The sequence below is a fragment of the Microbispora siamensis genome, from assembly GCF_016863095.1.
In the GTDB taxonomy this organism is placed as follows: Bacteria; Actinomycetota; Actinomycetes; order Streptosporangiales; family Streptosporangiaceae; genus Microbispora; species Microbispora siamensis.
The window spans coordinates 1-4,494 of record NZ_BOOF01000100.1 but is presented as its reverse complement, the minus strand read 5'-3'; the positions used below and the strand labels follow the sequence as shown (position 1 = coordinate 4,494).

Genomic DNA, 4,494 nt, shown 5'->3' with positions numbered 1-4,494 from the left:
CCTCCGACCGGCGGTGGCGGCGGCTGCACCGCGACGCTGTCCGCCGGTCAGTCGTGGAGCGACCGGTACAACCTCAACGTCTCGGTCAGCGGCTCGAACAACTGGACCGTGACGATGAACGTGCCGTCTCCGGCGAAGATCATCGCCACCTGGAACATCAGCGCCAGCTACCCCAGTTCCCAGGTGCTGACCGCCAAGCCGAACGGCAGCGGCAACAACTGGGGTGTGACGATCCAGCACAACGGCAACTGGACCTGGCCCACGGTCTCCTGTAGCGCGAGCTGATTCCGCACAACCCGCAACACCGCACCCACGGCGCGGCGGCCTCCTGGCCGCCGCGCCACCCTGCTGCCGATCGTCGCGCTGCGGACCCGGCCGGGCCGGCAGCCGGGACGTTTACCGAGGCCAAAATACGCCGGATGGCGTCCGTTTCCTGTCTGTGGCGTCGTGGCCGCGCGCGAGGGAATTGATGAATTCCTTCATGCGACCCGGGTCGATGCCACTGAAATCCGGAGACAACGGCCCTGTTCCCGGGGATTGCGCTTCCGTCGAGATCGGCCAAGGCTCGGCCCCGCCTCGGTGCCTCCAGGGTCTGACACAGACGGGGCACCTGAGCGGCCGGGACATCCAGTTCTCTCAACCGCGGATGTGGCCATCACCCCATGCATGTGCTACGGTCTATCCAGTTGCAGTTGCGGTACCCATGAAACTTGTGTGCGCCTGGCGGGATGTGACCTTCAGGCGCATTTTGTTTTTCCGGCCATCTCCGGAGGGGCCTCATCCGGCGACGCGGAATCTGTGCAGTGCGGATTCCGGTTCGGTCCCTATTCAAGGAGATTCACCATGGCTGTCGGAATCGTGAAGTGGTTCAACGCGGAAAAGGGCTTCGGCTTCATCGAGCAGGAGGGTGGCGGCCCCGACGTCTTCGCCCACTACTCGAACATCGCCGCCCGGGGATACCGCGAGCTGCACGAGGGCCAGAAGGTGTCGTTCGACATCACCCAGGGCCAGAAGGGCCCCCAGGCCGAGAACATCGTTCTCGCCTGACCCAGGTCAGCATCGTGATTCGGGGTCCGCGCTCGACAAGCGCGGGCCCCGACTCATGTCGGGCAGACGCTCCGTCGTGCTGCAGCTCGTCGCTCCTGCGAGCGCTGCTGCCCGGTCTGGGCAGGTGAGCTTCTGCCGAGGTCGGATGAAGAATCAGGTCCTGGCCCCGAGGGAGGACGCCGGCGTGTGGGCGCCCGCCGACGTGCCGCCGGCGGAGCTGTACTCGCGCGACGCGCTTCCCCTACGTCGCATCTGTCTCAGAGTTTGTGCAGCTTCTTGTATGGGGTCATGATTCGTTCCTGCTGTGATCGGAAATCGACGATCACAGCCACCCCATCCTCTACTTCCACGACCACGCCGAGACCGTACCGATCATGGGTAACCTGGTCGTTCACACTGAACTGCTCGACAGGCGGGGCGGGAGGCGGGGGTTTGAAGGGACTGGTGGGCAGGTGACGGCGGGACGCGCCGCTGGCTGGCTTCATTCCCTCCAGTATGGGCTGCTCGCCGAGCCGCTTACAACCAACCTCGCGCCTTGAGAGGCTGTCTTCGTCCCATGCAACGGTCTGCTTCGGCGGCCTGTGGTGGCGGAGGAAGCTCACCGGCAGGTGCCGGCGAAGCGATCCAAACCTGCCTCGGCCTGCGGGGATGCGCTCGCCGGAGCGGTGGGCGGAACAGGAGATCGGCCGTCGCTCAGGGCCGCCAGGCGTCCTGGTAGTCGGTGTGCCAGTTGTAGGCGGACGCTTCCAGTTTCAGCAGGTGCTCCGCCTGGGCGTGCTCTTCGAGCGCCAGGTAGAGCTCGTTGACGAGCACCGACTCCAGGAAATCCACCCGGTCCCGCTTCGCGGCCAGGTCCCGCTCCGCTTTGTGCGGGTTGCGCTCCCCAGCGTCCGAGGCCCCGTTGGCCTGGTCAAGACCCTCGTTGATGCGGGCACGCAGGAACGCGATCAACCCCTGGAACACGGTTTCCGCCTGGTGTGCACGAGCCCGGCGCGCGTCGGCCACGATCTCGCGGTAGCGCGCGGCCAGGGCGGGCTCGTCCGTGCTCTTGAGGTCCGGCCGAGAGAATCGCCGCAGGAGTACTCCTCCGTCGATCGGCTCTTCGTCGTCGGCGGCCAGGGCGTCTCCGAGGAGTTCTGCCGCGAGCAGGGGGCGGTTGCGGACCAGCTCCAGGAGCGTCCCCCGATTGATCGTTGTCATGGCCAGGAGGTTACATGGAGTAGTCACGTGCGCGCCAAAGGTGGCTGACGTGGCCTGAGGTGGTTTCCTTCCCTCCGGTGGAAGCTCTCTTCAACCAAGTGGGTCTTGATGACACGATCACGGGTTCGTTTCGTTCGCCAGCCGGGCGCCGCGGACCACGTGGAGTCTGATTTGTAGACGCATCGACGGGGTTTCTGGAACGACGCACTCTCTATCGGAGTGTCCGTGATTTGCCTGTTGATGACATCGGTACGGCACGGCCGCCAATCGAAGGCGAGGAAGCGATGAGAGCTGAGACTTGGTGCGGTCGGCGGGAGATGAGCACCGTGACGACGAGGGGAGCGGTGATCGCGACCGGGAACGGTCACGCGTGCTCGGCGCCGATACCGGCGATGCGGTGGTTGGCATGTGGTTGGCACCCAGGCAGACCATCATCGCCCCACTCGAGAAAACGGTGAATTGCGCGAGAGCGAACGGTCTTGACAATCACCGCCGCTAATGTCTCGACTCGGATAAATTGCTGCGAACTGGCCTATGCCTGGCCTCGCGCTGCCAATAGTCTCGTCGCCCGTGAAACAGAGCATGATCGCGCTTGCGGCCGCGACGGCGGTGGCGCTCGTCCCGACCACCTCCGCCGCCGCCCGCCCCGTGAAGGACAAGACCCTCACGCAGAACGCCCTGTACAAGGCCGGAGCGCTGCCCACCACCGCGTGCCCGGAAAAGCCCATCAAGAAGCTCGACCCGAAATCGGCGAGCAGTTACCTCAACGGCGTCCTCGCCTGCCTCAACCGGACCTGGGCCAGGGAATTCAAGGCGGCGGGCCTGAAGTGGTCCACGCCCAAGGTCGTGTACGCCACCAAGGCGCCGGCGAGATTCTGCGGAGCGAAGTGGAAGGACTGGGGCACCTACTACTGTAAAGCCTCCCACACTATTGAGATTGTCCTCGCCAAGGACCTCCTGGAGGAGCCCGACGACCTCTTCCTGTTCTTCCTGATGACCTCGCTCTACGGCGAGCACGTGCAGAACCTTGGCGGCATCTCCCGCGCCGTGAACAAGCTTCCCTACGGCAGCAAGGCGGAGTTCGGCGAGCAGAACCGGCGGTATTACCTGCAGAACATCTGCCTCGCCAGCGCCTTCGTCGCGAGCGTCTGGAAGTCTCTCCGCCGTGGCCGCGAGGACTGGGACGACTTGCTCTTCTACATGCGTGACTGGGCGGACAAGAACACCGGAAGCAGGAAGTCGCTCACCTACTGGGCCGGGCAGGGCTTCGCGACCGGCGACCCCGGCGCCTGTAACACGTGGACCGCGCCGTCCGCCAAGGTGGCCTGAGACCCCGAAATGGCCCGGTTGACGGCCAGAATGCATCGGCCGTCGCCGTCGTCCAGGGGATCAGCCGCGGCGCGAGCCACTGGAAGGACACACTGAAGCCGGCCAGGAAGGCCGCCGCGAAGCTCGTCTCGGCCTACCCGCGGCACGCCTGAACGGGGTACGGCCGGGGAGGGAAGGCCTCCCCGGCCGTACGGTCATATCAGGGGGGTCACCGGCCGGGTCGCCGCAGAGGTGGCGGTGGCCTTCGCGTACGCCTTCGCCGACACGGTCACCCGTACGGCGACACGGGCGCCGCGGTCGTGGCCCGTGAGGAGATAAGTCCGCCCCGTGGCGCCCTTGACGGGGACGCCGTCGCGCAGCCACTGGTAGGTGACCTTCTCGGGCGACGGCGTCCACGTGCCGGGTGACGCCTTCAACGTGCGGCCGATCTTGGGCGTTCCGGTCACGGCCGGCGGCTCGGACGAGGCGAACGTCCCCGGCGCGACCGGCGCGGTTGCCGCCGACCGTGCCGACGTGGCCGTGAAGTACGGGTCGTCGACGGTCACCTCGACGAGCACGCTCTTGCCGAGATCTTCGACACCCGGCCGGTACGTGGACGCGGTGGCCCCGGAGACGGCCGTGCCGTCCACGTACCACTGGTAGGTGAAGCCCGCCACCTGCCGTGACCAGGTGCCGGGAGAGGCGGCGAGCTCGCCGCCGACCTTGGCGGACCCGCTGATCCCCGGCGGCGTGGTGTTGGACACCGGCGATCGCTGCGCGTCGTGCAGGTCCACGTCGGCGGCGCGGACGAAGACCTGGCGGTGGGCGTACCAGAGTTGGTAGTAGCGGTCCTGTCCTTTGAGGTCGGTGCGGTCGCCGGGGGCCGACCCGTCGAACGACACCGCCCGGTAGTAGTCGGTGACGACGTCGTCGTCGCTC

General features: G+C 66.5%; 5 protein-coding genes and 1 pseudogene. 3 read left to right on the top strand and 3 right to left on the bottom strand.

Annotated elements, in window-relative coordinates; translation table 11 throughout:
- Both Msi02_RS42580 and Msi02_RS42575 read left to right on the top strand, forming a co-directional pair.
- Positions 1 to 285, top strand: a pseudogene (locus Msi02_RS42580) (glycoside hydrolase family 11 protein); the annotation flags it as partial.
- Positions 286 to 843: 558 nt separating this feature from the next.
- A complete protein-coding gene (locus Msi02_RS42575) occupies positions 844 to 1,047 on the top strand; it encodes a cold-shock protein (protein ID WP_079321079.1) in 204 nt (67 codons plus the stop codon).
- A 257-nt stretch (positions 1,048 to 1,304) separates the two neighbouring features.
- On the opposite strand, the gene Msi02_RS42570 is transcribed toward Msi02_RS42575, so the two are convergent.
- Together Msi02_RS42570 and Msi02_RS42565 are read right to left on the bottom strand one after the other, a co-directional pair.
- Positions 1,305 to 1,532: a hypothetical protein gene (locus Msi02_RS42570; protein WP_204053385.1), complete on the bottom strand. Its 228-nt coding sequence runs from the start codon at positions 1,530 to 1,532 to the stop codon at positions 1,305 to 1,307.
- 208 nt (positions 1,533 to 1,740) lie between these two features.
- Complete coding sequence (locus tag Msi02_RS42565; protein WP_204053384.1) at positions 1,741 to 2,247, bottom strand: hypothetical protein; 507 nt, start codon at positions 2,245 to 2,247, stop codon at positions 1,741 to 1,743.
- Between the two features lie 570 nt (positions 2,248 to 2,817).
- On the opposite strand from Msi02_RS42565, the gene Msi02_RS42560 reads away from it, so the two are divergent.
- Positions 2,818 to 3,576 (top strand): neutral zinc metallopeptidase, encoded by a 759-nt coding sequence (locus tag Msi02_RS42560; RefSeq protein WP_204053383.1) that lies wholly within the window; start codon positions 2,818 to 2,820, stop codon positions 3,574 to 3,576.
- Positions 3,577 to 3,770: 194 nt separating this feature from the next.
- Here Msi02_RS42560 and Msi02_RS42555 read toward each other — a convergent pair.
- The coding region (locus Msi02_RS42555) for a hypothetical protein (protein ID WP_204053382.1) at positions 3,771 to 4,494 on the bottom strand (724 nt) is incomplete at its 5' end.

Excerpts from the sequence above, each read along its gene's own strand:
- Msi02_RS42575 (WP_079321079.1), top strand. The coding sequence starts at position 844 with ATGGCTGTCGGAATCGTGAAGTGGTTCAACGCGGAAAAGGGCTTCGGC.
- Msi02_RS42570 (WP_204053385.1), bottom strand. The coding sequence starts at position 1,532 with ATGAAGCCAGCCAGCGGCGCGTCCCGCCGTCACCTGCCCACCAGTCCC.
- Msi02_RS42565 (WP_204053384.1), bottom strand. The coding sequence starts at position 2,247 with ATGACAACGATCAATCGGGGGACGCTCCTGGAGCTGGTCCGCAACCGC.